Annotated in this window: 18 protein-coding genes; 8 read left to right on the forward strand and 10 right to left on the reverse strand. The window is 49.0% G+C overall.

Features of this window, described 5'->3' with window-relative positions:
* Window positions 1-554 precede the first annotated feature (554 nt).
* The 6 genes from AC5JLP_RS21020 to cysC all read right to left on the reverse strand — a co-directional run bounded on the left by AC5JLP_RS21020 (window position 555) and on the right by cysC (window position 9,665).
* Window positions 555-1,163, reverse strand: coding sequence for a transposase (locus AC5JLP_RS21020; protein WP_496069904.1), 609 nt, complete (start codon window positions 1,161-1,163; stop codon window positions 555-557).
* A gap of 94 nt (window positions 1,164-1,257) precedes the next feature.
* The gene (locus AC5JLP_RS21025; protein WP_496069905.1) at window positions 1,258-4,824 is read right to left on the reverse strand and encodes a tetratricopeptide repeat protein; all 3,567 of its coding nucleotides are present in this window, start codon (window positions 4,822-4,824) and stop codon (window positions 1,258-1,260) included.
* A gap of 422 nt (window positions 4,825-5,246) precedes the next feature.
* Complete coding sequence (locus tag AC5JLP_RS21030; RefSeq protein ID WP_496069906.1) at window positions 5,247-5,741, reverse strand: hypothetical protein; 495 nt, start codon at window positions 5,739-5,741, stop codon at window positions 5,247-5,249.
* 158 nt (window positions 5,742-5,899) lie between these two features.
* Window positions 5,900-6,481 carry a Uma2 family endonuclease gene (locus AC5JLP_RS21035; RefSeq protein WP_496069907.1) on the reverse strand — a complete coding sequence of 194 codons (582 nt, stop codon included), beginning with the start codon at window positions 6,479-6,481 and terminating at the stop codon, window positions 5,900-5,902.
* Between the two features lie 332 nt (window positions 6,482-6,813).
* Window positions 6,814-9,063: a glycosyltransferase gene (locus tag AC5JLP_RS21040; protein ID WP_496069908.1), complete on the reverse strand. Its 2,250-nt coding sequence runs from the start codon at window positions 9,061-9,063 to the stop codon at window positions 6,814-6,816.
* Entirely contained in the window at window positions 9,060-9,665 is a 606-nt protein-coding gene (cysC, locus tag AC5JLP_RS21045; RefSeq protein WP_496069909.1) for an adenylyl-sulfate kinase, read from the reverse strand. Before cysC ends, AC5JLP_RS21040 begins: the two co-directional genes overlap by 4 nt.
* Window positions 9,666-9,762: 97 nt before the next feature.
* On the opposite strand from cysC, the gene AC5JLP_RS21050 reads away from it, so the two are divergent.
* On the forward strand, window positions 9,763-11,205 hold the full coding sequence (locus AC5JLP_RS21050; RefSeq protein WP_496069910.1) for a tetratricopeptide repeat-containing sulfotransferase family protein: 1,443 nt from the start codon (window positions 9,763-9,765) through the stop codon (window positions 11,203-11,205).
* 27 nt (window positions 11,206-11,232) lie between these two features.
* Here the strand turns inward: AC5JLP_RS21050 and AC5JLP_RS21055 are convergent, their stop codons facing one another.
* Window positions 11,233-11,568 carry a hypothetical protein gene (locus AC5JLP_RS21055; protein ID WP_496069911.1) on the reverse strand — a complete coding sequence of 112 codons (336 nt, stop codon included), beginning with the start codon at window positions 11,566-11,568 and terminating at the stop codon, window positions 11,233-11,235.
* A complete protein-coding gene (locus AC5JLP_RS21060) occupies window positions 11,496-13,547 on the reverse strand; it encodes a glycosyltransferase (protein WP_496069912.1) in 2,052 nt (683 codons plus the stop codon). The genes AC5JLP_RS21055 and AC5JLP_RS21060 overlap by 73 nt, the downstream gene beginning before the upstream one ends.
* 124 nt (window positions 13,548-13,671) lie before the next feature.
* Here AC5JLP_RS21060 and AC5JLP_RS21065 point away from each other — a divergent pair, with 124 nt between their 5' ends.
* The 6 genes from AC5JLP_RS21065 to AC5JLP_RS21090 are packed head-to-tail and all read left to right on the forward strand — an operon-like array spanning window position 13,672 to window position 16,869.
* Window positions 13,672-14,448 (forward strand): ABC transporter permease, encoded by a 777-nt coding sequence (locus AC5JLP_RS21065; RefSeq protein WP_496069913.1) that lies wholly within the window; start codon window positions 13,672-13,674, stop codon window positions 14,446-14,448.
* A complete protein-coding gene (locus AC5JLP_RS21070; protein ID WP_496069914.1) occupies window positions 14,445-15,842 on the forward strand; it encodes an ABC transporter ATP-binding protein in 1,398 nt (465 codons plus the stop codon). The genes AC5JLP_RS21065 and AC5JLP_RS21070 overlap by 4 nt, the downstream gene beginning before the upstream one ends.
* 37 nt (window positions 15,843-15,879) lie before the next feature.
* Entirely contained in the window at window positions 15,880-16,020 is a 141-nt protein-coding gene (locus AC5JLP_RS21075) for a hypothetical protein (protein WP_496069921.1), read from the forward strand.
* Complete coding sequence (locus AC5JLP_RS21080) at window positions 16,008-16,091, forward strand: DUF4351 domain-containing protein (RefSeq protein ID WP_496069920.1); 84 nt, start codon at window positions 16,008-16,010, stop codon at window positions 16,089-16,091. The genes AC5JLP_RS21075 and AC5JLP_RS21080 overlap by 13 nt, the downstream gene beginning before the upstream one ends.
* 32 nt (window positions 16,092-16,123) lie before the next feature.
* On the forward strand, window positions 16,124-16,543 hold the full coding sequence (locus AC5JLP_RS21085; protein ID WP_496069915.1) for a XisH family protein: 420 nt from the start codon (window positions 16,124-16,126) through the stop codon (window positions 16,541-16,543).
* Complete coding sequence (locus AC5JLP_RS21090; protein WP_496069916.1) at window positions 16,531-16,869, forward strand: XisI protein; 339 nt, start codon at window positions 16,531-16,533, stop codon at window positions 16,867-16,869. Before AC5JLP_RS21085 ends, AC5JLP_RS21090 begins: the two co-directional genes overlap by 13 nt.
* 1 nt (window position 16,870) lies before the next feature.
* Here AC5JLP_RS21090 and AC5JLP_RS21095 read toward each other — a convergent pair whose 3' ends face one another.
* The gene (locus tag AC5JLP_RS21095; RefSeq protein ID WP_496069917.1) at window positions 16,871-19,297 is read right to left on the reverse strand and encodes a tetratricopeptide repeat protein; all 2,427 of its coding nucleotides are present in this window, start codon (window positions 19,295-19,297) and stop codon (window positions 16,871-16,873) included.
* A gap of 145 nt (window positions 19,298-19,442) precedes the next feature.
* Window positions 19,443-21,395 (reverse strand): ATP-binding protein, encoded by a 1,953-nt coding sequence (locus AC5JLP_RS21100; RefSeq protein ID WP_496069918.1) that lies wholly within the window; start codon window positions 21,393-21,395, stop codon window positions 19,443-19,445.
* 303 nt (window positions 21,396-21,698) lie between these two features.
* Between AC5JLP_RS21100 and AC5JLP_RS21105 the strand changes: the two genes are divergently transcribed.
* On the forward strand, window positions 21,699-23,075 hold the full coding sequence (locus AC5JLP_RS21105; RefSeq protein ID WP_496069919.1) for an eCIS core domain-containing protein: 1,377 nt from the start codon (window positions 21,699-21,701) through the stop codon (window positions 23,073-23,075).
* Window positions 23,076-23,117 lie beyond the last annotated feature (42 nt).

The following is a 23,117-nucleotide window of genomic DNA, read 5'->3' on the forward strand; positions in this document are numbered from 1 at the left end:
CAGGTAGAGAATATGCTGGTTCAATCCCTAAATCGGCATTGCGCTCTCCTGCAAGACGTTAGTGTGGTGTGGGCAGACAAAAAACCCTGGTACCTGGTAAACCCGATGCCAGTAATACCGGTTTAAAGAATGACGGCTACAGATCAATCGGTGGGTAGGGGCAAGGCATTGCCTTGCCCCTACAGGATGTGTCGCATTTTCAATTCAAATTGGTATGAGATACAAAAGGACTGCAAGTTGGAGCGTTTAGCAAGCAGTTTTCGACAAATTACAGGGTGTGTTGACTTCTGACCACGAAGCTTGCAGTTCTGATCTCGAAGTTCCGTGTTCCAGGCTCGACGTTCCGGGTTCTGAGCTTGGAGTTTCAATCTCTGAGGCTGGAGTTTCGTGTTCTGAAGTCAAAGTTCCGAGTTCTGTAGCTTGCGTCTGCAGAGCAGTGGTCGGAGTTTCGAGATTGGAAGGTGAAGTGTCAGGTTCAAAGGTCGATGTTTCGAGTTCTGAGATCGAAAGGTGAGGGTTGGAGGGCGATCGCGCATTTGTCTCTGGCGATCGCCCTACCACTTGGACGGCACATCCGGATGCAACTGGTCTTCCTGCCAGGACAGGGGATTGTTCTGAATGTATTGCCGCAGGTATTGCAATGATGCTTCGTTGCGGACGATATGTTCGTAATAATTGCGCTGCCAAGCCGGAGTTCCAGGTGCCTTACGAAGGAGATTAATCTGTTTGGTAGCGACTGATTTGAATGAACCGACAATGGTTGATAATGAACCTGCGATCGGTTTTCCAAATCTCCGTTCTTCAGGTCGTATCGTCGGGTAGGGGCATGGCAATGCCATGCCCCTACAGGTATCGGCGGTAGAAATAATCCCATGCAGATGATTAGGCATCACTACAAATTGATCTAGTTGAACCTTGGGAAAATGATCTGGAATTGCCTGCCAACAAGATTCTGCTATTTCTCCAATCTTGCTCAACTGCATTTCACCGCCACTAATTTCACCAAACAGACATTGCCGTTGATACGTGCAGATAGTAATAAACCACATCCCGGCTGAAGCGTAATCATATCCTTTCAGACAAATCGATCGCCTGTGATGTTTGCCTGGATCGTATTTCACAAAATTCTGCCAATGTCCCTGATTGATAGAATTCCCAGCCAATAGAGGCGATCGTTATTGAGTGGTGAAGAGTGGAAGGCGTTCGCAAAGCGTTCCGAAGAAATCGCTGTTCCAAATCCTTCCTGGCTCAGAATGTCTATTTTGGGTACACCAACGCTCGAAAGCGCTCATTATCCCGAATACGGTCAAAATCTGGGTTGTGCCTGGCTTCCCTGCGGCTGAGACGAGGTGCAATCGCAATTGCTTTTTGCAAGTGATCAATTGCCTGTTCAAGTTCATCTTGCAGAGCGTAGTAGCAGGCTTTGGCGTAATAGCCGCTTTCGTGCTCAGGGGCTTGCTTTACTGCTTCCTCACAGGCAGCAAGGGCTTCAGCGTATCGACCAACCCTCGCTAGAACAATACTGCGATTCGCTTTGTATAACACTTTTTCAGGCTTCAAGTTGATTGCTTTGTCAACCGCCGCGATGGCTTTCTCAAACTCTTGAAGCAGGCTCAACGTTAAGGCATAAGAGTTCAGTGTATGAGAATTTTCAGGATCAATTTCAAGCGCTCGCTCACAAGCGACAAGAGAATCATCATACCGCTTCAGTTCTTGTAAAGCATCCCCTCGACTTCTCCAAGCAGCAATATCCTTGTGGTTGAAGTCAAGCGCTTTTTGATAGCTTTCCAATGCTTCCTCATAACGCTCTAGGTTGGCGAATGCGTTCCCTCGATTTCTCCAAACCTCAACAGTCTTAGGATCGAGGTCAAGCACTTTTTGATAGCTCTCCAGCGCATCCTCATAACGCTCTAGATTAAGGAGTACATGCCCTCGATCCATCCAAGCAGCAACATCTTTAGAGTCGAGGTCAGTCGCTGTTTGAAAACTTTCCAGTGCTTCCTCATAGCGCTCCAAGCTAAAGAGTACCCCCCCCCGTTTTCTCCAAGCAGCAACATCTTTAGAGTCGAGGTCAGTCGCTGTTTGAAAACTTTCCAGTGCTTCCTCATAGCGCTCCAAGCTAAAGAGTACAGCCCCTCGGTTTATCCAAGCATTAATAGCTTTAGGGTCGAGGTCAACTGCTTTGGAGAAGCTTTCTAGCGCTTCCTCATAGCGTTCTAACTCGCCGAGTGCCACACCTTTTACAAAGAAAGTGAGTGGATTACCTTCGCACAGCTCTAATACGTTCTCACAACAATCTAGCGAATCCTGATAGCGTTCTACTACGCTCAGCAAAGCACCAAGCTTTGAAAAAAGACTGTGGAGTAGTTTCGGACGGCAATGAGTCTGTAGCTGTTCAGCCTGACTTTTTGCTTGCAAAAGTGCGTCAATGATTTCTCTGGATCGATTGCAACGTAGGGACTTATAGATCAGTCCGACACACTTACCCAAGCCATCCTGCAAGTTGCCTACTTGCTCCAGCAAAACTTGCAAAGAATCCTCAACCTTTTTCAAGTGTGCCGCGATCTCATCTTCTGATAAATCATCCTCACCTTCAAATTTAAGTTTGTAGCTTTTGGGCGGCTGACCTAGAAAAAGCCAACCGAATCTGAGCGCCATTGCAGCATCCTTAAAAAACTTGCCTGTTGCGCCAGGAAGCAGCGTTTGGCTTTCTTCACTCAACTCTGCATTAATGAAAGCAAAGGGTGCGATAAACACATCTGGTTCTCGCAAATAAGCAGCGATGAAGACTTGCTCAATATAGTGCTGAAGTCCTTCTCTGCCTTTGCCAAAAAGACTGTAATAGAGAAACTCCGCGATTAATCCTCGCCACTCCTCATCCTCATACGGATCGGGTAGAAGACTTTGAGGGTCAAAAAGCTCATCTGCTTGCTGTTTAAAGTAGTCAGCGAGTAATGCATGGGTTTTACGAAACTGATTCTGATCGTCCTGGAAGTAGGACTGCCGAAAAACATCGCGCGCTACATCATCTAAGCAATAATGCCCTTTGCTAAACTCAACAAAATCTGAGTGCTTCAGCCATTCAAAATAACTCTCTGCATTATCAATGCCTTGTTGCCAATCTAAGTTCTTGCTCCCTAACAAAACTCGAATCATTGGGAGATCGAACCATCGGCAACAGGCTACCACCTGCAAAAGCTGCCGCTGTTGCTGCCGCTGCTGGGAGTCTATTCCCTGCAAGAGTAGGTCAGCGATCGCCTGATTGCCTTTGGAGAAGTCAGGTTCTTTACCGTCCTCTCGTTGTTTCCGTACCCAATCCAGATAATAGGGTAATCCCTGGGTTGCCCTATAGATTTTGGCGCGTGTCCCGCCATTTTGAATGCCAATATGCTGAAGGTAGTCCTCAGTTTTCTTCTTGTCAAATCTCTGGAGTGATGTCTCATGCAGCAGCTTTCGATCTTGATTGAGCTTGCGCCAACCTTCATCGATTTGCAGCGATCGCCGCCCGACCACCACCAGCCGCACGGGTGCCATATACAGCGGGGTATCTTCAACCAAATACTGCCAAAGCCATTGATTGAGATAAGCCTGCGCTTTCTCGTAGGTATCTAAAATCAGCACAAGCGATCGTTCTCTGCGTTGGGCAGCTTGCATTAAACTCTCGGCAAACGCTTGCGTCAGTTTGGAAACGGGTTCCAACATGAGTGCCTGTAGCTCAGGCTGATCTTTGGTGGCAGGATGATGCCGGACTCGCTGCTGTATCCAGTCTTGTAAACCCTCAGCACCCTCACCAATTGCCCCTACAGCCGCAAATTCCGCGCCTGAAGTGCCATAGGCTTTCGGTTTGCTTGAGGTCGATGCAAAGCTTGCTGTCCCTAACCAGATAAACCGTTCAAACCAGCTCGTAATCTTCCTTGCGTCTTCACTACTGGGTTCTTTTCCATCTACCGACTGCTGGCTCAACGCAAAAAGCGTTGTTTCAAATAGCTGCTCCCGCTGTCTAAACGCGTCGTTGCTCGTCTCAGTACCCAAAAGCGCCATTACCTGCTGATGCAACTTCCGCATGAGTTTTAGCGGCGTTTCGATATCAGCCGTCTTCGCAAAGCAAACCTCCAGAAAATCAACGTTTTCTGCATGAGCTTCCTGCAAGCGACCCAATAATGTTGTTTTGCCAACTCCGCCAATGCCGCAAATATTAAACAGTAAGGGCCGTCCTTCCGGCTGCTGGAGTGCGGTTTCAAACCGTTCCAATAGCTTTTTCGCCTCATCCCGCTCGATATAGTGCTCATCTGGAACGCGCGATCGCATTGGCGATTGGCGAGCTAATTCGCTGGATTGAGCAGCTTGCCTTGCCTCTTTTTCCTGCTGAATCCTGTTAACAGTTGCACGGATGCCTTTGGCAACCACGGTAAAGGCTTCATCCCGATCGTCCCACTTAGTAATCGGTTTGGTTGGCTCCGGTAATCCTTGTAACGTTTGTAGGGGCGTTCTCTCAAGTGCGCCCAGATCAAGGGATCTTAGAAAGATTGGAATAATGCAAGCCTCGCCAGCATCATGACGTTTTCTAGCCTGCTCCAATTCGGTGCAGTAGCAAAAATCGGAATTGACAAAGCTTGGGCTAACAAGCAGCAAAATAATATCTGCCGAGTTTAGCTGACTGTCAAGCTCTTTACGCCAATCTGTACCGGGGTCAATTTTGCGATCGTGCCAGGGTTCAATCTTGCCTTGCCGCTCTAAAGACTTCAAATGTTCTTCTAACCCCTCACGCAAGTCTTCATCCTTGTGAGAGTAGGAGAAAAATACCTTGACTTTGACCTCAGTCATCTAGCAAGTAACCCAAAACCTTTGACACCGTAGCCTCCATTTTGAATCATTTTATTCGTTGACACCACAACAGCTTTACATTGCTCATCCTTAGGAACAACTGCTCCTCCTGGCGCAAGCATCAGATCAGAGAGCGATCGCCCTCCAACCCTCACCGTCCAACCTCTGCACTCGACAAATCGAGCTTCGATCACGAAACTCCGCCCTCAGAACTCAAAACTCCAACCACTGCTCTGCAGACGCAAGCTACAGAACTCGACACTTCGACTTTTTTACTCAACACTTCGACCTTTTTACTCGAAACTCCGACCTTTTTGCTCCAAGAACGAAGCTCAGACCTCGGAACGTTGAGCTTTTTGCTCTAACATCCAAGCTCTGAGCTTCAACCGTCAGCTTCGGAAGTCAAATCGTCAGGCTTTAAGCTACATTGTTGCCCCTTGCGGCTGTGTCGTTCCTTCTGGTGCCTTAGTCTTTCGGGGTTTGCGAGCAAACCGTTGCCCCATCTCACCTACCACTGCATCTAGCCCTGCACCCTGTCCACTTGCTTTCGCGTAGTTATATACCTGCAACGCCGCCGCATATGCTTCACTTCCTGCTGCCAAGCACGTATCATCCACCAGTTCCTGCAACTGCGTCAGCGCCACCACGATCGGATACATCGCTTCAAACAACTGCACATCTCTCCGCAACTCCTCCAAGTCAAACGACCTTGGCAAAAAGTCCGGGTTCTGCGTCGCCACCTCCAACGCCTTGCTGACAAACGCCCGACTCTTATCGCCCATCTTCGGTAGAGCCTTGCGGTCGTCCGCTGTCAAATCAATCAAAAACGGTAGCTTCTCTCTAATGGTCGTCACAGCAGCCATCACGGCATCCCGGTCTTTTGCGTCAAGCGTTGCACTAATTGAAGTCATCGACATAGTAGCGTTCTCCCTGAGAGATTTACCAGCCTAGAGTGCCCAACCACAAATACACTCTCAACGTGACTAAAATCATCCCAACCGCGATCGCTACCGTAACCAATCGGCTGGTTTCCACCACTGCGGCTCTAAGAAGCCTCATGGGAACCATGAGCACGCTAAGCAGCAGAGTGCGATCGCAGCATCTCCCCTACCGTAATCACACACTCTGGAAACGCCAATGGTGCGATTGTCAATGCTTCAGACAGAATAGCTTCACTCTGATACCCATCCGCACTTGGCACACGGTAGACATGCAGCTTGCGAGCGTTTACATCCAATACCCAATACTCTGCAATGCCAGCACGAGCATAAGGAGGTGCTTTTACCTCTCGGTCAAACTTGAGGGTTGCATCAGAAACTTCAATCAGCAAATACACTTCTGATGCCGTTGGATGATGCTCCTCATAATCCAGTGGATCTGGAACTAGAATCGCAATATCCGGTTCTGGTTCTGAATAATCATTTAGCTGAACGGGATCTTGCAAACAAATCAACACACGATCGCCCAAACGCTGATCAAACAGCCGTTGAATTCTTGTCACGGCTGCTCGATGAGCCGTTCCTTTCGCTGCCATTTGGATAATTTGTCCTTCTAATAATTCAACCCGTTCATCCGACTGGAAAATCCCGGATTCTGCCATCCGGTAATAATCGTGTACAGACAAACGACGAAGAGCAATAGCAGTATCTGTATCCATAAAATAATCTCCTATACCAGAAAGCTGCGAAACGCCTATGAACTCGTTGGTTGTTTAGAGCGGCAAAAAGTTAAAGTTCTATACTAAAAAGACGGATTTGCGAAAAGTTGAAATTGGTATAAAAAATAAAGTTCTATACTGCACTAACAGTCTAGTACGAGCCTATGCAGTTGTTCAGCAATCAGCACAGTCTTGCTGTGCGAGAAGGCTGTCATTTTTTCCAGTATAGGCAAACTAACTGAAGAATTTTTGATGTCGCATAAGGACTGGTACAGACGGTTCTGCCAAAAATTGTTCGGACACAGATGTACAGTTTGCCAAGCTTATCGTTATCAGTCTCTGCGAAGGCGCGATCGCGCTAAGAGGAGCAACTTTCTGAAAATTAAAGCGATGCCTCCGTCACTTCTCATGCGCTTTAACTTGTTGACGATGAGCATGAGAATTTCCATACCCGTCAAGTCTGTGGTTGCTACCGCTGCATTGCGGGAGGGATGATCCCAAAGCCAGGAAGCACCGTTCTGATTTAAGAGTTGGTAAATCTCACTGCCATACTTGCTGTATAGATCCGGGTGGAGACGAGCGATCGCTTCATACAAATACAACAGTTGCTCCCGATTGCTGGTGCCTAAGCGGGACGTGGGGCGAATCCGGTAGAAGTAATGCAGTGCTGGCAGCACCACTCCGACCCAGCCTTGCTCACAGAGGCTAATCCAGCATTCATAGTCTTCCAGGTTTTCGGCTAAGGCTGGTTTCATGCCGCCCACTGCTAAGTAGGCAGACTTTCGTACCACGGTACATACACCAAGCATATTGTGGCAGAGTAAGTAGGGAAATTCAGGATTCCAGGCAAGCCAAACTTTCTGGGAACTGCCGAACTCTTGAAGCCAGGAGGCAACAAAGCCGACGTTTTGGTAATGGTCTAATACTTTGACGGCTTGAGTGTAGAAGGTGGACGATACCTTGTCGTCGGAGTCCAGAAACGCGATGTACTCACCACTGGCGATCGCTGCCATCTGATTACGAGCGGCAGCAACGCCTTGATTCGGGGTACGGATCACCTTCAGGTTCGGGTAATGGCTTTGAAGCTTTGCCAGCTTTGTTAGGCTTTGCGGGTCGGTGCTGCCGTCGTCCAACAAAAGCACTTCGAGATCGGGGTAGTCTGAGGCGTAAACCGACTCTAGCGTTTCTTCGATGAACTGTCCGTGATTGTAGAACGGGACGCAAACAGAGATTCTGCCTTTGTTTTCTACGTTGTTAGTCGAGACTTGGGGAAGGGAAATATAGCCGTGCGGTGGATAGTTTAAGGACGGAAAGAACGTTCTTTGGGTGTGGCGATCAATGACTTTTTCCAGGTATGCCAGTCGCTGTGAGAGGACTTGAGGATGTCCGGTGAGTTGCAAAACCACATCCCGTGCTTGCTGACCTGCCTGCAAAATCTCTTCAGGAGTGAACGCCAGAATTTGCTTGAGTTGCTGCTCAAAATCACCGGGCACGTTCCAATCAAAAAGGATGCCTGCTTCTCCCTTGGTAGTCCGGAGCATCTCAACATGACCAACGCCGGAGCTTGCCAGGATCACCTTTTCCAGCAGCATGGCTTCTAGGCAGGTGTTAGGGAAGTTCTCCCAGAGGGAAGGAAGCACTACACACCAGGCTTTAGCGATTCGTTCGTATAACTGAGCCTGAGCCAGTGGTGGGAAAAGGACGAGTTGACCGGACTCAATGTACCGACGATATTTCTGTTGCAAGTAAGCCTTCATGTGACAGCCCTGGAGGTGATACCAGGTGTCGCCGCCGATCGCCGTTAACCGAAACTCAATCCCGGCATCCCACAAACGACGACACGCTTCGACCAGGGGCAAAATGCCTTTCCGCACTTCGAGCCGCCCAAAGTACACGATGTCTCCCGGTTGGGGTTGAGCGTGAGGGAGTTGATCGGTGTGGAGAAGCTGTTTAGATGCAGGTAACGGAATGATTTCAATGTCTAAGTCGTCACCTAACGCGGCGATCGCCTGTTTCGCAATGTATCGAGTCGGTGCCACAATGCCATCTGCCGCCAGGGTACAAAACTTTTCCATGCGACCGACCCAGTAATCAGAGAGTCGATAGCTGGGCATCTGGTCGGCGGGGTAGAGCATATATTGGGCACTGTGCAGGGTGAGGACGATCGGCACTCCTTGCAGTTCCGGGCAGCCGATGAGCTTCTGCTGCATCAAAAAGTAGGCAAGTCCGCTAAAATCTTCGCTCTCGATCGCGTCGGGTTTGCCGTGCTTGCGAATGTAGTCAATGACCGCTTCTGCTAGTTGGTAACTTAAAGCGCCCCAGTAGCCCATGACGTTGTAGGGAAAAGCAGGGTGGGCTTCGGAGAGGGAATGTGCTCTTGTGGGAGCAAGGAGATGCACGTCTTTGGGCGCGATTTTGATGAAGGTGCAGTGTCCCTGCTGTGCGATGCCTGATTGCTGGCTGCGGGCAAAAACGGTGATGTCATGTCCAGCAGCGGCAAACATCGCCGCCGTGTTGCCGACATAGGTGGCAATCCCACCCGGCACTGGAGGACATTCGCTGGTGATCAAGAAGAGTTTCATGGTGATATATGCTGAAACGCGCGATCGCTGTTGGCAGAAGCAAAACGCTCTGATCCTTGTAAATAGCCCGCAGCCTCTAGCCAGGTCATGATCTTAGCAACGCTCTCCTCTACCGTTTCTGCGGCAGTATTGCAGGTGATGTCGGGGTTGAGTGGTGCTTCGTAGGGATCATCAATGCCCGTAAAAGATTTGATTTGACCTGATCGCGCCTTAGCATACAACCCTTTCACATCTCTGGCTTCACAGACCTCTAGAGGCGCATTGACATAAACTTCGACAAAGTTGTGGAGGGTAGAGCGTAGTTCATCTCGGACGGTGCGGTAGGGGCTAATGAGGGAGACGATGACAATCACTCCATTACGGTTGAGAAGATTTGCCACATAACCAACGCGACGGACATTAGTATCACGGTCTGAGCGGCTAAAGCCTAACTCTTGCGAGAGGTGCTGGCGAATCGCATCTCCGTCTAACCGTTCGACTGGGCGATCGCCCTCTCTTAGTTTATGCTCCAGGTACTGGGCGATCGTCGTCTTCCCTGCTCCGCTGAGTCCAGTTAGCCATAAGATTATGCCACTATGCTTTAAGGGAGAGTCATCAGTCATGCTTTAGCAGGGATCTAAACGTCATGGTCTATTATCTGAAAACCAGCTAGAAAAAGGTTTCGAGATTTCAAAGAAGTTCTACATTTTTTGAGGAAGTATGTCTAGTGATGAACAACTGGTTAAATTAATTGAGCATTATCAGAAAGCGTTGCTGATTAATCCACGCAGCGATGTCATTTATCATCAGTTAGCTGAACTTTACGATGAACAAGGTAATTTAGAGAAAACCCTTGAAACCTATCAAAAAGCCTTGAAAGTTCAGCCCCGATCGGTAATGACTTCTGAAGCTTTAACCAAAGTCTTCGCTCGATTAGGTTTTAACGAAAAGGAAAGGGAGTCTTTACTGGAATCCTTTTCAAAAACTTTGACTTTAGAAGCAGCTTTTGCAGTTTTGGCGGATGTTGTAAAGCCGCTGGAAGAATTGAGAAGTAAGGCTGATACTACAACATGGAGAGATGCTCTTATTCTAGCATCTGCGCTTGCACAGCAAGAAGATTGGAATAACGCTTTGAAGCTAAGTTATAAAGCCATTTATCTAGAGCCAAGCTTACAGTTTCCTCATTTTACAATTCAGTATTTTGTCTTGCCTGAAATCGATGAGTTGGAGTCACTAGCCAACCTCTATTTGCAAGTGATACGACTTCCTAAGATTCATCGTCTGGCTTATGCAGTATTGGGAGACATATTGACGAAACAGCATAGATTACCTGAAGCAATCCAGGCTTATAGACGTGCATGGCTACAATCAAATTACCAAATATCGGCAGAGAAAAAAATATCTCAGCAGCAAACGATTATCAACTATTTAATCATTGGCGTAGGTAAGGCAGGAACTACCTCTCTCTTTCACTATCTATCACAACATCCTCAAATTATTAATCCACATGAGAAAGAAATACAATTTTTTAATGAAAGATATGAGTATGGACTCGATTGGTATTTGGCTCAATTTCCTCCACGCTCATTCAAGAAGGAGAGATTTTTAACCGGAGAGGCAACCCCCTGGTATCTGGGAACGATTGGTGCAGCAGAACGAGTCTTTAATGCGTTTCCCCTGATCAAATTGATTATCCTACTGAGAAATCCAGTTTCCAGAACAATATCTCACTTCTACATGTCTGCTAAAGCGGGCTTAGAAAACCGCTCTTTAGGTGAAGCGATCGCGGATGAAATGGCAATTTTAGGAAATGCTGAAAATCTTGCTCAGGTCAGCGAAACGTATTGGAAAACAGAGCATGGCTATCTTTGGTTCAGCCTTTATCTACCTTTTTTAGAGCGATGGATGTCACGTTTCCCTAAAGAGCAATTTCTAGTTTTGAACAGTGAAGACCTGTATGGTTCACCCTCCAACACCTTGAAGGGCGTTTTCAAGTTTCTAAATATACCTGATTGTGATTTAATCAGCTATCCCAAGTTGAATCTGGGATCTTATCCAACTGTTGATGATCAATTACGAAAAACTTTGTTTGATTTCTTTTATAAGCATAACCAGGAACTAGAAGAGTATTTGGGGATGAAGTTTGGCTGGAATGATCTGTAATAGATCAACTTCAGAGAATTGCACTACCTAGATTTCTTCTTCTTGAGTGAATCGCAGCCACCGCTTCAGCTTGAACCACTGTTTTCGCAACTGCCAAAACTTAGATGATTCCATTGCTCGCTTTTTCCACGCCAGTTCATGGCGTTCCTCTTCCAAGCGTTGCTTCTCTTGCCGTAGCTGGTTCCTTTCTCGTTCCAGCCAGCACTTTTCTTGCCACAAATGGCTGAAGGCTTGATCCTGGTGTACGTATTCTAGAGCCAGCAACAGCATCTCTGACGCGATCGCCCGCTCTACTTTAACTTCAGGACTGGCTTGACGCAAAGCGATCGCCTCTCCAAAGATCGCTTCCATCTGGTCAGCCATACTTGCCAAACTGAAAGATTCAACGATGCGCTGGCGGGCGCGATCGCCCACTTGCTGGCGTAGCGACTGACTCCGAATGAGTGGTAGCAAAACCTGTAGATACGCCAGTATCTCCGGTGCATCGCTCTCGCCTTTAGCCACAAGAAAACCCGTTCAGGAGTCACTAATTCTGCTTGTCCTCCCACATCTGATGCAACAACGGGGAGTTGCATTGCCATCGCTTCGTAAAGGGAGAGGGACACCCCCTCGTAGGCTGACGGTAAAAGCAAGATATCGGCGGCAGAGTAGAAGGCGAGCATTTCGGCTGGGGCAACCGGAGGGAGGAGGTGAACGTAAGGCTCCAGATTCAGGTGGCTGATTTTGGCTGTCAGGTCAGGCAGCAACTCTCCATCACCGATTACAAGCACTGCGATCGAGGTAGTGTGAACACTTAGCGCGTTAACCAGATCGACTAGGAAGAGCGGACGCTTTTGTTCGACCAGGCGGGCAGGAAACAGTAGCACCACTATGTCATCGGCAAGGTTCAGCGTTGATCGGAGTTGTTGACGCTTCTGGCGATCATGAACCCATTGCTCGGCATCAATGTTGGTATAGCAGACTTGCAATTTCTCTGGGTCGATCGCGCTCTGATAAATCGTTGCTAAAAACTTAGAAGTGACAACCTGGCGATCAAGCCATTGGCTGAACTGACAGGAGAGCCTGGGATAGCCATTGCCGCGCCAACCCGGATCGATCGTGTGCGTGAAGTCAACGAAGGCGACGTTGGGAAACGCTTGGCGGAGCAGGGGCAGGAAGTAGTAGGCGATGTAGCAATTGGAGATGAGGACAAGATCAATTTGTCTTGATGTAAGGATGTACTGAGTAAACGCCAGCCAGTCCTTGTCATCTAAAAAATGGGTCAGGTGGAAGATATCTGGAGTGACAGCATAGAAGTGCTGGTGCCAGCGATGGTTGGACTTTAAGGTAGTGGCGATCGTGAACTCATAGCCACGCTCGGTTAGCAGTGTCAGGAGATCTAAGTTGAAGCGATCGGCTCCACCCACTTCCAAAAAAGGGAAGAAGCAAAGGACACGTTGACGATTGCCATATCGTTTCAGTGGATTTTTGACGGCAATGGTAGGCTGGCTTGGCTGACTATCAAAACGGTGGCTGTGAATAACAGGAGGATTAAAACAGTCACGGGTGAAAAAGGGGCGATAGCGAGCTTGAATTAAATCGATTTCTCGCTTATTTTCAATTGGATCGTTGAGCAAGGTCGCCAACAACCCAGAACCTGTGCGACGGTAGCAGTCCAGGTATTCAGGTATGGTCCAGCCCTTTTGCTGGTTAACGATCGCCCTTAACCAACGTTCCCAATCGCCATACACGTTCAGGTCGGTATCAAAGCCACCCAAACGATGAAAATCTGACTTGCGATACAGCAGGCGACCCGTCACCCAGTTCTGCTCAATAAACCGTGCAGGCTGATCAAAGCCATGATGCCACCAGTATGCCTCAGCCTGAAAGCCAACCGAGTAGGAGTTGACGATCGAGCAGTCGGGATGGGTCTCCAGAAACAGCACGCACTTTTCGATGTAGGTCGGATCGATCAGGTCGTCTAAGTCGATGAAGAAGAGGTATTTGCCTTGCGCGTGGGCGATTGCCGTGTTCCTACCTGCTGACAAGCCCTGATTGACATCATGTTTGAGCGTTTTGATTTTGCTGGACTTGGTTGGTAGCGTCTGGAAGAGGGCGATCGCGTCTGCATCGGTAGAGCAATCATCGACAAGCACCCACTCAAAGTTCTGAAAGGTCTGGTTGATGACCGCTTGGTAGGTTGCTTCAAAATACTGATGGGCATTGAAGAAGGAAGAGATGATGGAGACCACAGGGGTTGTCGGCTCGTCGGTCGAGTAAACCGCCCACTTTCTAGTTTGCAGAAGGTGGATGAAGGCACTCACGCTGTCGGCTGGGGTCATGGTCAACGGGCGATCGCTCACGGTCAAAATCTACTCAAGGAGGAAGCTCTCCGATACTATACAAGAGTCGCACAGTGAGCCAAGGATCAGGAATCCTTTGAGTAGCCAAACTTTTGTGTCGAAAACCTGAGCGATCAAACAAGCTGTGTTGATTCATCACCTTTATCACTATCGTCGTTACATTCTCTACAATGCCTGGAATGAACTGCACTTCCGCTATGCAGGCACAGGCATCGGCATCTTCTGGAATCTCATCCATCCCCTGTGCGAAATTATCATCTACACGATCGTGTTCTCCCTGCTACTTTCGCGTGGCACCCAAGGGCATTCTTATGCGCTCTACCTGACCAGTGGCTTATTGCCTTGGCGCACGTTTGCCGATGCGATCGTGCAGGGTGGTAATGCTTTTACGCAAAATGCTACCTATCTGAAACGGTTAGCCATTCCTCCTGAAATTTTTGTGGCAAAGGTGGCTGTCACCTCTTTTTTGCTGCTGTTCATTTACCTGGTCTTACTGTTGCCGCTCAGTGCTGCGTTTGGTGGACACCTGGGTTTGAGCCTCCTGCTCTTACCGCTGCTGGCAATGTTGCTGCAAGGGTTAGGGTTCGGGATGGAGTTAGTGCTGGCAAATCTGCAAACACTGTTTCCCGACATCCGGCAAAGCCTCCAGTTCCTCATTCCCCTATGGAGTTGGACGATGCCCATCTTTTATCCCGATACGGTGATTCCGCCAGCGATTCATCCCTGGCTCTACTTGAATCCACCCTATGTTTTGATTGAAGCCATTCGCTATGTGATGCTTGAAAATCGACTGCCGAGCCTTCAGAGTTGGATCATCATCACAGCGTGGATCACTTTATTTGTTTGGCTGGGGGCGACGGTGAATGACAAACTGCAAGATGATGTGCGAGACGTGGTATGAGCGATGTAGTGCTGCAAGTCGAGAATTTAGGGAAGTGCTTCAAGATCTACCGCAATCCCTGGGATCGGGCGCGGGAATGGACCAGTCCTAAGCAGCAAAGCTACCATCAACCGTTTTGGTCACTCAGGCACGTCTCGTTTGCAGTGCGACGGGGTGAGTTCCTGGGTATCATGGGCGAGAACGGTGCGGGCAAAAGCACGTTGTTGAAGATCATCACGGGCGTGTTGAAGCCCACCGAGGGCAGCTATCGGTTAGAGGGCAAAGTACTTTCCCTGCTGGAGTTAGGCACGGACTTCAACTTTGAACTGAGTGGACGAGCCAATGCCATTTATAGTGCCGAACTGCTGGGTTTTCCACCTGGTTTTGTGCAGAGTCGGTTGCAAGAGATTGAGGCGTTCTCGGAGTTGGGGGAGTTTTTCGATCGCCCCATGAAGCTCTACTCCTCTGGCATGAAAGCCCGGTTAGCCTTTTCCCTCTTTGCCTTTCTAGATTGTGATGTGCTGATCCTCGATGAAGTGCTGGCAGTGGGCGACATTTTCTTTCAGCAGAAGTGCTACGCCCGTCTGGAAGCATTGATCAAACGACAGGTAACGATTATTCTGGTGACGCATCAACTGGATTCGGTGCAGCAATATTGCAAGGAAGCGATTCTGCTGCATCAGGGACAGAAGCTATTTCAAGGCGAACCGAGAGCCGCGATTATTCAGTTCCATCAACTGCGAAGGGGCGCTCTCAACCCTGCTACTCAAGCGTCTGCGCTGATGAAACCAGTGACAACGGCGATCGAGGCATCAAACGCCTTTTTCTGGGCAACGGCTGACAATTTTGTGGCGGTTGACTCGCCTGATGCCAAAGAAGCTCAACTGGTTCGCTATGCCATTTGCAATCAAGATGGACAATTTTCAACGGTCTTCCAGCAGGGAGAACAGGCTTATCTCTGTTGCGAGTTTCTGTTAAAAGCAACCATTGAGGTGCCGATCGTCTCTCTGATGATCACGAATAAATTTAATGTCGTCGTACATGCAAAAGGCTCCCATCAACATCAAGCGATCGTCCCTCATCAAGTGCAGCAGGGCGCTTACATACGCTTCTGTCGCAGCATTGACTTCAGTATTGCGCCCGGTCAATATGTGCTGGGTTTTGCGTTGGTCACGATGCCAGAAAATCTTTATGAGCAGTTAGATGAACTACCGCAAGCTGAGGTGAATCAACAGCTTCAAATCTGCGATGTTTTTGAAAAAGTCGGCACCTTTTACGTCAAACCCCACTACAGCTACAACGAGCACTCTCATTTTGGCATCTGCAATTTATCAGGAGAGTGCTACATGCAGGTGGTTTCAGCGCTCGAAGCTGAGGACGAACACCCAGTAGAGGGGCAGCATAATGGATCATGACCACTTGGTAAACTAGAGGCAGGAGAACGAGAGGGGTATGATGCAGATTACAACCAGTTGGGCAGAGGAAGCAGAGCGATCGCTCATTTTCCGATTGTTGAATCGGGGGTGGGTGAGTTGCCGGAGCCGGTACGATCGCAAATCGCTGCCCTGCCCATTGCTCAGTTGGAAGCCTTAGGTGAAGCCTTGCTCGATTTCTCCGGTTTGTCTGATCTAGAGACTTGGTTAACCGAACAGAGTAATAGATGAGTTATGAAGTTGCTTAAAGCGTCGAGAATATCATGCCTGCAAGAGATATTTATCATGATGCCGTTAAAAATGCTCTGATTAAAGATGGCTGGACAATTACTCACGATCCCCTGCGAATTCGACTGGCGCGTGGAAAGAACCTGTTTGTTGATTTAGGTGCAGAGCGATTATTAGCTGCATTGCGAGGCGAAGAGAAAATAGCGGTTGAGGTTAAAAGTTTCACCAGTCCTTCAGACATGAAGGATCTTGAGCAAGCTGTTGGTCAGTTTGTGTTGTATGCTCGGTTACTAAAACGCTATTACCCTGAACATAGTTTGTACTTAGCGGTGACTGAAAATACCTATAAAACAGTTTTTGAAGAAGAGGCAGGCAGAACCTTAATTGAGGATGGCATTGTTAGTCTAGTCACCTTTGATCCAATTGAGGAGGCGATCGCCCGATGGATTCACTAAACCCTCAGTATTTTGAAGCCGTTGAAAAAGTTTTGCAAGACTACGCCGACTTTCTCGCTGGCGATGACCAGGTTCAGATTGAGTTGGTGTGCGATCGAGACCGCGATCGCTATCTTTTGGTCGAAACGGGTTGGCAAAATGGCTATCGGATTTACGGGACGTTAATCCACATTGATCGGATTGGCGACAAGCTCTGGATTCAGCATGATGGCACAGAGGAGGGCATTGCGGTTGATCTGGTCGCGGCTGGCATTCCCAAGGAGCGAATCGTGCTGGGCTTTCGATCGCTTGAACAACGGCAGCATACAGAGTTCGCTACGTCATAATTCAGCAAGTTGCGGCTTGAAGTTGCAAGACGCGGCGGTAAGAGACGCTGGCTTCGTGGATCTGACCGCGTTCGGCTAGCGCATCGCCTAAGTGTTGATGGGCTAGAGCATGAGTTGGATGGAGTGAGATCGCTCGTCGATAAGCCGCGATCGCCTCATCCCATCGCGTTGCTTGCTCTAACGCTTTTCCGAGTTCCAGGTGAAGTTCAACGTTGTCTGGATGGAATTGGAGGGCGGTTTGGTAACGAGCGATCGCTTCATTAAGTTGCCCTTGTCTGACTAAGGCATTGCCTAGCTGTAAGTGAATGTGGGCATCGTCGGGTTGGGTTTCGAGTGCCTGGTAATAGAGTTGGAGGTCGTCAGGGTTGGTGGCGATCGCATGACGATAATAATCCATGACACCGGATGTTCCCTGAGTGTGCTGGAGGTACGCTTTGAATCGCTCTAATTCTGCTTGCAAGCTCTGTTGTACCGATTCAGCCTGAGTTAGTTCTGCCTGAAGGACTGCCAGGGCGGTTTGGGTTTGAGCGCGATCGCGTTGAGCCTCTGTTTGCAGTTGTTGTAGTTGAGTTTTGGTTTGCTGAAGTTGATCGTTGAGCTGCATTAACGCTGCTTGTGACGCATTCAGTTGCACTTGTATCGGGTTCAAATCCTGTGGCTTATCTCGAAAGGATTGCACCAGGTTGGTGACTCGTCGTTCGATGCCGGGGTAGAAGAGAATCACCTGTAGCAGAAGCAAGATGGCGAACCAGGCGTTTTGCAAGGAGGGAGCGATCGCCAGGATGAGGGGCAAGCCGACTTCGTAGAAATCGTGGGGGACAACGTAGGCTTTTTGGATGGGTGCGGGATCGAAGGTCGCGGTGGGATCGGCTTTGAAGAGGGTGATTTTGAGGAGGAAATAGCCGATCGTGAAAACGAGAATGAGGGGTGTGGAGTGGGCAATCACCAGGATGAGGGCACTGAGCAGCAGCAGTTCGATCGGAAAGATAATGCGACTCATCCAAAACCGAACGCTCCCGACATCGGATTCTGTCACCAGTGTTTTTACACCAGACCTCAAATCATCGGTACGATCCCAGAGTTGGTGTAGGAGTATGCCTCGGATGCCAGCAAAGCATGACCAGGCAGTTGCAGCGATCGCTAACCCTATCACTTGCAGCGATGGTGTAGCTACGAGATGAGCAAAGGTGGTGGCGATGAAGAGGGTAGGGATGGCGTGTGCGCCAGCAGCATCGCTGAGAATGCCGAAGATGCCTTTTTCTTTGAAGCGGAACGGTGGCGCGGAGTAGAAGGTAGGTAGTAGATAGTTGATGCCCAACAGCACGATCGCCAGGGTGCTAAAGTGCATCAGGATGGGCAGGCTGAATCCCAGTACTGCCAAGGCAAGGCAAAACAGGGCGCGTTGCCAGGGCGAGAACCGAGCCATTGAGTTGTGTTTGCCGACCTGTCGATCGACTTCCACATCAAAACTGTCATTAATAATGTGTCCGTAGGCAGCGACACAGGCGATCGCAAATAGCAACGCAGCTACAGTCAGGATCGATTGGAGGAAAGGCAGATCCAGCAAGAGGATTTCAGCATAGGCGATCGCCAGTAAGGGTGGAATTTTGTAGAGCCACCAATCGCGCGATCGAATCGCTTTGAAGAATGATGAAAAGAATCCGCTGGATGTTGGGATTTTAATTTTTGCGGTTGTCTCAGGACTCTCTTTTTGCTTTTTGGAACGAGCCACGATCGCTCTCCTTGTCGCTCCTTCAACTAACGGATATTCAATAATCTCTACTTGCTCGAAGTATTTCTTAAATAGAATAAGCATACACTTCAGTTGTGGAGCCAACAAATTGAGATGTCGTTTTCCAGCATCTTCATCGATCCAACTCCAAATGACTCCTTCAAACTGATAAAATCCACCCCCTTCACCTAGATCCTTGCTGGTGTAGGGAAGTTTCAGATCACCAGATCCCAATTCGGCAGGATCGCAAACTGGCAAAAAACAAATACCTCTATCAGATGTCCAACTTGCAAAGTTCTCAATGACCTTTTCTAGTTCTGATAACGACTCTACATAAGAATAAGCCCACCACATACAAGATACTAAATCCCATTTTTCTTCCCACTGCGGACGTTTATCTCTATAGTCTCCTTGAACAAATAGAGTATTTGGGTTTGCTTGCTTGGCAACCTTGAGCATTGCAGGTGAGATATCTAATCCGGCTCTTTCTATATTGGGAAAGCGACTTAGAAAGTAGCCCGTGCCACAGGCGACATCTAACCACATTGCTCCTTCACCGATTTCACTTAAAAGCTTGTTAATTGTTTCTGCTTCAAAATCAGCATTCTGTTTAGATTTCTCATTGAGAAGAAATCTTTGATTATATTCCTGGGCATAGACTTCATCGTAAATTCCAGGTATGTCCTTTTTGTCCATGCTTTTCTGATGGGTGATCGCGCAGATGTGAAAATACTTACGATAAGCTTACTGTAGTTGCTAGAACTGCGATCGTTATCGCATTTTATGAGCAAGATACGGAAGATCACTGAGGTTTTCTGTGAAGGCGCAGAAAACCCGAAACTTAGACCCAGCCTCTCATTTCTTCTTTTGTCAGAAGTCTTTGTAGCTTCAGATAGTCCCGCTGTGCTGCTTGAAGAATGTGTTTCATCATTAAGGGTTCATCGGCATCAGCGGCCATAAAAGCGGCATTCAGGGCAATATTGCGGATGTTGCCGCCAGCGACCTGTAGCTGTCCAAGTTTTTGGTAGTCTAGCCCTTCGGTTGGTGTTTGCGGTGGGAAAATGCGCTGCCAAATTTGAGCGCGATAGAGGGCTGTTGGGAAGGGAAACTCGACCATAAAGCGGATGCGGCGCAAAAAGGCAGTATCGAGGGCGTTTTTTAAGTTGGTGGTTAAGATCGCTAAACCGCTGTAGGCTTCCATGCGCTGAAGTAAGTAACTCACTTCGACATTCGCGTGGCGATCGCGACTATCTTTCACTTCCGTCCGCTTGCCAAATAAAGCATCCGCTTCATCGAACAGTAAGATGGCACCTCCCGTTTCTGCTGCGTCGAAAATCCGGGCGAGATTCTTCTCGGTTTCACCAATATATTTGCTGACCACGGCGCTGAGGTCAATGCGGTAGAGGTCGAGATGAAAATGCTGGGCTAAGACTTCCGCTGCCATTGTTTTCCCCGTCCCGCTATCGCCGTGAAACAGGGCAGTGATGCCAAGACCGCGACTGCCTTGTTTGGCAAAGCCCCAGTCCTGGTAAACTTTCGATCGCTGTTGCAGATGAGTGGCGATGTCGGAGAGTACCTCGCGTTGGGGGTCTGGTAGCACTAAGTCATCCCAATTTGCTGTGGTGTCGATGCGTTGGGCTAAGTCATCCAGGCGCGGACGAGCTTGAGTGCGGCAGAAATCCCACAGTTGATGGTGGAGTTTAGAGTTTGGCTGTTGGATTGACCATTCATCGTCACGGGTGACTTGCAGGCAGGCGGCTTGAATGGTGGCGGGGCTGAGGTTAAATTGGGAGACCAGCTTGGTGAGTTGTCCGTTCAGTTCGGTTGCGGCAGTGCCGAGGTGAGTTTCCCAGAGGGATTTTTGTTCGTGGAAACTGAGGGGAGGAGCGTCAAAACTGACGGCAGTTTGCTGTTGAATGGGCAAGCGTTCTGGGGTACTGAGGATGCAAGGAGTCTGGAGCGTTTCAATCAAGAGAGAAATCGCCGTTGTTTTAACCAGATCGGCGGCGGAGAGGGTGTCGCAGTCGAGGCATAAGACGCGATTTCCTAAGATGGCTTCTCGTTCCCACCGTTGCTTGAGTTGATGCAGTTCGGAAGGGAGTGTGGGCAGGACAGCGGCGTTCATCATGCCGGGGTTAAAGCCGAGGCGATCGCAGAGCTTGCGGATGATTTGATGTTTGGTGGTCGATTCAGCACCGCAGAGTTGTAAGAGGGGTAATTTGCCTGGGGCTTGCGACCAGGTGGTCATGAGGCGATCGGCGATCGCGTGTTGGGAAAGCGGCAACGGGTGAGTTTCTGGTTCGGGGAACGTGACCAGTCCCAACAAGTGTTCGTCAACGGCGGTTTCGCCTAACAGATAACAGAGAATGCGTTTGTCGATTCTGATTGCCGCTTGGGTGAGGGTGAAGCCGGGAGCGAATTCAATTAGTTGCCAGCGTTGCAAGGGGTTTTGGGGCGAGAGCACCGACCAGCGGGCAGCGGGAAAAATGGACAGGGCTAGACTCAGGGTGGGAAAGGGGCGATCGGGGTTGCCGTTGGCTTTCGCACAGAGGCGGGCAAAAGCGGGGTCGATTTCCATGCCGATGCACAGCAAGAGGATGTCTCGCTCGAAGGCGGACAACTGGAATTTAGTGCAGAGTTGGGTTAAGGCACTGGTTGGGGCACTGGCATCGGGAAGACTGTCCAGCGATTTGTTCTCCAGGAAAGACTCGACCCACTGCCGAATCCGCCCGACTTCTTGCTGAATCGTTTGCCAGTTGGTCTGATACCACGTGGGAGATGCGATCGCGGTCATAGCGGTTCTTCCTGATTGCTGATGGAGGGACTCAATGGGGAGGACGGTTCACCGGATCGGCTGCTGTGCCAAGTTGCACGCCCAATGGATGCCCTGATAACCCCTCAAACTCGATCGAGGGTTTGAAGTCTTAAAGATTCTTCATTTTTCGTGATGAGGAACAACTATCGCAACAGTTCTGAGGGTTAAACGGCGCGATCGCGTTGTGTTCTGTGGATGAGTTGCGATTCGCGGTGGGTGGCTGGGTATGTTAAGGGCGATGCAACATCCGAGAGAAACGGCACCGAGCGGCGAGGAGCAACGATGGCGAAAGAGAGTGGCAAGGTAGAGGCGCAAACGTGGCAACCTCCCGCACCGCAGACGGCGAGTAAAGAGACGTTTGCCGCCCGACCGTTTCCTGAGGTGGCGCGAACGGAAGCGGGGCAGGAAGCCAGTTCCGATCGCTTTGAGACGAAAGAAAATCAGTCGGGCGGGATGATTGAGAATATCAACCGCTCACTGGCAGCCGCCAGCCCACCCGAACTACCAACATTGGGGCTGGAAGGTGTGCAAGCAAAGCTGACTCTCGGCACGCCGGGGGATGTGTACGAGCAAGAAGCTGACCAGGTGGCGCGGCAAGTGGTAGATGAAATTCACAGTGACCCATTCCAAGCACCCAGTACAAGGTCGGAGGAAAAGAGTCAACCAAAGGTTGAGGATGCGGGACGGGTGCAACGGCAGATTACCGTGCAGGCAGCGGGTGATGCTGAGGGAGAAATTTCTAGCGAGTGGGAAGCCCAGTTGCAGGGAGCGAAAAGCGGAGGACAGCCGTTGTCGCTGTCAGTGAAAGAGCCTATGGAGCAGGCGTTTGGGGCGGATTTTAGCGGGGTGCGCGTGCATACGGGGGCGCAGGCGGATGGGTTGGCAAGGTCAATTCAGGCGAAGGCTTTTACTACGAAGCAGGATGTGTTCTTTGGGCAGGGGGCATATGAGCCAGGGAGTCGTGGGGGGCAGGAGTTGATAGCGCATGAGTTGACTCATGTGGTGCAGCAAAAGTTTGACTCAGCAAATAGAGCTACTATTAAAAATGGAAAGAAAAAAGGTGGATCAAAAGACAAAAGAATAGCGGAAGCAATAGACATAACATCGCAAATGAAACGTCAAAAAGATACAACTAAAGGAAAAAATATATTATATAGTGATAAGCCAATTCTTAGAATATTTAATAAGGAAACAATCCAATGTGTAAAACAATACGCTTCCAGCAGTAGCTCTAAGAAAAAGAGCGTGCCAAAAAACACCAGAACACCATTTACGAATAACATTAAAAAAGCACAAAAAGAAATCAAGAAATTATTAGGTAAGACAGCTTTTGACCTAGCTCATCGATTGTCCTACCACGATATAGCAAAAACCGTGCAAGAAAAACCAAAGCAGGCAATTATGAGTATGATAAAAAAGGTTACTATACCCCAACGAAATTTTGGTACCTATATAAAAATAGGAGATAAGACCTACTACAATAATGTTGTTCAGCATATTCATGATACGAGGAAGCTGATAAGATTACTAAATTCATCACCTTACAATTTACGACCGGGGGTTTCAAGCGACAATAGAAGTATAGGAAAGAGATATGATGGAGTTTATGAAAATGGAAAATTATCACCACAAAGTAAAGGCACAAAAAGTTTTGGGTAGTGCGTCAAAGAATGGTGGGTCGAGTAAAGTAGGGAGACCGCT

This window comes from Stenomitos rutilans (assembly GCF_059505485.1).

Coding starts and splice junctions, on each gene's coding strand:
- AC5JLP_RS21070 (WP_496069914.1), top strand. CDS start 14,445: ATGAGCGATGTAGTGCTGCAAGTCGAGAATTTAGGGAAGTGCTTCAAG.
- AC5JLP_RS21075 (WP_496069921.1), top strand. CDS start 15,880: ATGATGCAGATTACAACCAGTTGGGCAGAGGAAGCAGAGCGATCGCTC.
- AC5JLP_RS21035 (WP_496069907.1), bottom strand. CDS start 6,481: ATGGATACAGATACTGCTATTGCTCTTCGTCGTTTGTCTGTACACGAT.
- AC5JLP_RS21050 (WP_496069910.1), top strand. CDS start 9,763: ATGTCTAGTGATGAACAACTGGTTAAATTAATTGAGCATTATCAGAAA.
- AC5JLP_RS21085 (WP_496069915.1), top strand. CDS start 16,124: ATGCCTGCAAGAGATATTTATCATGATGCCGTTAAAAATGCTCTGATT.
- AC5JLP_RS21090 (WP_496069916.1), top strand. CDS start 16,531: ATGGATTCACTAAACCCTCAGTATTTTGAAGCCGTTGAAAAAGTTTTG.
- cysC (WP_496069909.1), bottom strand. CDS start 9,665: ATGACTGATGACTCTCCCTTAAAGCATAGTGGCATAATCTTATGGCTA.
- AC5JLP_RS21055 (WP_496069911.1), bottom strand. CDS start 11,568: ATGGCTGACCAGATGGAAGCGATCTTTGGAGAGGCGATCGCTTTGCGT.
- AC5JLP_RS21100 (WP_496069918.1), bottom strand. CDS start 21,395: ATGACCGCGATCGCATCTCCCACGTGGTATCAGACCAACTGGCAAACG.
- AC5JLP_RS21095 (WP_496069917.1), bottom strand. CDS start 19,297: ATGGACAAAAAGGACATACCTGGAATTTACGATGAAGTCTATGCCCAG.
- AC5JLP_RS21025 (WP_496069905.1), bottom strand. CDS start 4,824: ATGACTGAGGTCAAAGTCAAGGTATTTTTCTCCTACTCTCACAAGGAT.
- AC5JLP_RS21040 (WP_496069908.1), bottom strand. CDS start 9,063: ATGAAACTCTTCTTGATCACCAGCGAATGTCCTCCAGTGCCGGGTGGG.
- AC5JLP_RS21105 (WP_496069919.1), top strand. CDS start 21,699: ATGGCGAAAGAGAGTGGCAAGGTAGAGGCGCAAACGTGGCAACCTCCC.
- AC5JLP_RS21030 (WP_496069906.1), bottom strand. CDS start 5,741: ATGTCGATGACTTCAATTAGTGCAACGCTTGACGCAAAAGACCGGGAT.